Origin of the sequence: Succinimonas sp. (assembly GCF_045225735.1) — a bacterium.
Taxonomy (GTDB): domain Bacteria; phylum Pseudomonadota; class Gammaproteobacteria; order Enterobacterales; family Succinivibrionaceae; genus Succinimonas.
This window is the reverse complement of record NZ_JBGVBR010000329.1, coordinates 1-3,514: the sequence shown is the minus strand read 5'-3', so window position 1 is coordinate 3,514 and position 3,514 is coordinate 1. Positions and strand designations below refer to the sequence as shown.

3 protein-coding genes are annotated in these 3,514 nt (G+C 52.7%); all 3 read right to left on the bottom strand.

Annotated features, from left to right (window positions below):
• On the bottom strand, positions 1-466 hold a 466-nt coding region (locus tag ACJROR_RS11810), incomplete at its 3' end, for a hypothetical protein (RefSeq protein WP_406547200.1).
• A gap of 170 nt (positions 467-636) precedes the next feature.
• Positions 637-2,370: an IS1634 family transposase gene (locus ACJROR_RS11805; RefSeq protein WP_406547199.1), complete on the bottom strand. Its 1,734-nt coding sequence runs from the start codon at positions 2,368-2,370 to the stop codon at positions 637-639.
• A gap of 268 nt (positions 2,371-2,638) precedes the next feature.
• Positions 2,639-3,187 (bottom strand): hypothetical protein, encoded by a 549-nt coding sequence (locus ACJROR_RS11800; protein WP_406547198.1) that lies wholly within the window; start codon positions 3,185-3,187, stop codon positions 2,639-2,641.
• Between the last annotated feature and the right edge of the window lie 327 nt (positions 3,188-3,514).

The window sequence follows — 3,514 nt, the reverse complement described above, 5'->3', positions numbered from 1 at the left end:
CTCCCTCGGCCAGGAGCTCATACATGAGGACGGGGATATACGCCGGGCGGATGTTTTCGGGAGAGATGTTCCCGAGCAGGTCATCCGGAGTGGACGGATGCTTGTCGCAATGATCCTGAAAGACCTTCCAAAAGACCTCCCGGCCATGGGCAAAGGGGAGTACGAGATCCGGCGCGACGCCGTCTTTGCTGCTTGTTATATCCCGCAAAAAGCATCCGCAGCCGGGACAGGTCATGGTCAAGGCCTGAATGCCAGGAGAAAGGGCAGCGCCGCAGCCGGGACAGGTCATGTCCTCTTTAGCCGGTTCAGTGTCCCGGGGAGGATCTTTCTTCATCCGGAGGTCTTTGTTATATTTTTCAATATCGTATTTGGCGCCGCAGCCGGGACAGCGGAGAACCCATTCCCCGATATCAAAGACCAGACGGTCTGAGCAGGCGGGACATTTGCAGGATTCCTCAATGTTCATTTGTTCTGTTCTCCTGTGTTTGCGGTTACGGAGATTCGGGCCGGCCGGGTTTTCGAAAAAAACTGCGGCTCCGCTGCCTGCTTCCCGCTGCTTCCTTCGGGGAGGCGCGGCAGGAGAACCGCTCCTGCCTTAATCGTTTTTTAGCCGCTTCAGATCAGCAATGCCAAAAGTTATGCGTCATCGGCGTCGCAGGCTCCATATGCTTTTTGATAGCCGGCGCCCAGAAGCTCCAGTATTTTTATGGCCTGTTCGTCAAGGTTGCAGAACTTTCTTTCCCCGTTTTCGGACACAATCGTCATTACGGGCCTGAAAATCTGAAACACATAACCCAATGATATTTTGCCGGTGATCTGGCCGGCCGGTTTTTTAAAAAGAACCTCTGATGTCTCCAGGGCTTTGCGGAGCTTCCACTCCAGTCCCCGGGATACCAAAAGCCCCAGGGTCATAATCATGAGAAGAGTCTGGATCCGCTCGTTCCCGGCTGCGAATACCCTGTCCGCAAAGAATGCGGAATTCTTCAGAAATTGCCATTCCCATCCCGCTGCCCGCTCTTTTTTGTTCCGGGGGTTATACAGTTTCAGAAGCTCTCCCGGTGTCCACTGGCGTTCGGCATCATTGGTTGCCACCACAAAGAGGCTTTTGGTTCTGGCGACCATGTCGCAGTATTCCCGGTTAATTTCAATCGTAATATCCAGCCTGCAGCGGAACTCCTTTTGGGAATCCGCCCCCGGTTTTTTTGATTTCCGGTCTTTTCCGGGGATCTCTTCCTTTACGATGGCAGAGCTGACAACCTGGCAGTACCGGCATTTTTTGCGGATCTTCTGAAGCTCCTTTTGGGCCTCTTTTTCGCTGGCATAGTACGTGCTGTCATAGTCCGTGATGAGTTTCCGAAGCTTGTCCTTTTCCTTTGCGGCGGAGGTCTCCGCGGCATGAGCATTTTTGGCCGCGGCAGCAGCGCTTTGCACCAGAAGCCAGATCTGCCTGACGCCGCAGTCATTCACCGCATAGAGTCTGCCCTGATACTCGTCAGTAATGTTTTCGAGAGGGTCATCCCGGCGCGCGGCGATAAAATCCTGCGCGCTTTTCCGCTTGCTGTCGACTGCAGCCGCAAACTTTATTCCTTTTCCGGCCATGAAGGTTACCTGCTCCTCCGTATAGAGAGAGTCATCTCCGGAAAGGTATACGCCGCTGTCGCCGCAGTAATTCCCGAAGCTTTCAAACACCTTTATCATGCGGCTGAAGGCGGCTGTGTCATTTGCGGCAGTGTCATTGTTATCAGAGGCACTGGAGCAGGTGTCATAGGCATTGTCTTCAGGTTCCAGGCAGAGCGGCATGCCGGTGGCGCTGTCCGTAAGCACATGTTCCCGGATCAGAACCGCTTCCGGAGGATAGTCCCCGTTGTATCCATAGGTAACAGCGATCCTGCGGGGCTCGTCATAATCGTTCCCGGCACGGTCTGCGCGGCGGGGCTGTTCTTCATTCTGGCAACGGAAACCGATGCTGTCAGCGGTCACGCTCCCGATCTTACAGCCAAGGCGCTTCATGACTTCCGAGGCGATCCGGGAAAATAACGGCGTAAGACCGGAGGCGTGCAGAGCATCCAGAGTATGAGCGATAACATCATCGTTATACCAGGAATTATCGAAGGTTATTCCCAGTATCGCTTCCGCATCTCTGGCCTCGAAAAAGGAGCTTTTCAGGTGGGGATCTGCGCCGCCAAACCAGTTCAATATCAGAAGGGCGGCAACCTGTCCATGAGTTAAAGGCCCGGGGTTATCAGAGGATTCAGGAACCATGGAATCGATGCTCTCAATGATTCCGGTCTCGCGGATAAAGGCTCCGACCAGTCCCAAATGTCCCATGGTGAAAACCGTCTTAATCTGATCTCCTGCGGCAGCGATCATGATATCCCCTTAAATTGGCCGTAACTGACTCATTCTAGGGAAACACAATCGCTTGCCACAAGCAGAAAATCAATGAAGCGATCCCTGACTCACGTTCTGAAGAGAAATAATTGCTATGCGATAACCCCTGATGTTTTCAAAAGTAATGCCATGCCACCCGCAAAATGAATTGAAATGCGGCGCTCTCCGGGAAAGGGAGGATAATTTTGAACCTGAAAACACGGGACTCCGGGAGGGACGGCAGGCTTCTCGCCTGCCCGCGCTGATTTCAGTCAGTAATCTCCTCAGGATAAAACCTGCCATAGACGTACAGGATGGCATATTTGTGAAGATTGGGAATGGTTTTCAGGTGATCATCGGTGACATAAAAAAAGAAGCTGCCTGCGGGCTTCCGCGAGAAGCTTCTCCCTTTCTGCGCTTTCAGTCTTCTGAGAAACCCGGGCATTTCTTTTGTACTTGAATTCCATGAGATAGCTCGGCTCCCGGGGATCCTTATTCTCCGCCGCCAGATCGGCGCGGCCTTTTTAGGGCCGGCGGACAGAAGGAGATCGCCTTCATATGCCGCGGTATCTTTTTCCGGAGCGCTATCTTCAGTTCCTTCAGCGGCATTTCCCTCATAGCCCTTTCTCAGTACGATGACGCCGCTATCCCGCGCATAGTATTCTCTGGTGAGAGTGAAGGAATTTGCGGCATTCATGAAGAGCGAGCAGTATCCCTCCTGGCAGAGATGATATTCCGCTTCCCGGGAAACATCAGAGCGGACAAAGGCCTGAGCGATAGCCTTCAGGAGAGAAAGAACCGCCGCAAGCAAGGTCATTGTCCGGAGCCAATCCTGAAATTCTGCTCTGGTCTCTATGCAATCCCTGGAAATATGCTTTCGGGTTTCATATGAGTTAGCGTTATTTTTGCTGACCTCTGTTAACTTTTGTTCCTGAGATCTGACTTTTCTTAAACCTTTGTTTGAGGCAATTGCGGCAGAGGTTATGATGAGATAAGCTGAATTTAGTCCGGCAGTCTTTGCCGCTCCCTGAGGCAAAGACCTTATATGCGTGTCCCCGATGGCATTATGGAGCGGGAATTATCTCGCTCCCGGGGTGGTGGTGCTATCCTGCCGTTTGCCGGATACGGCGCCGGAGATTTTTTT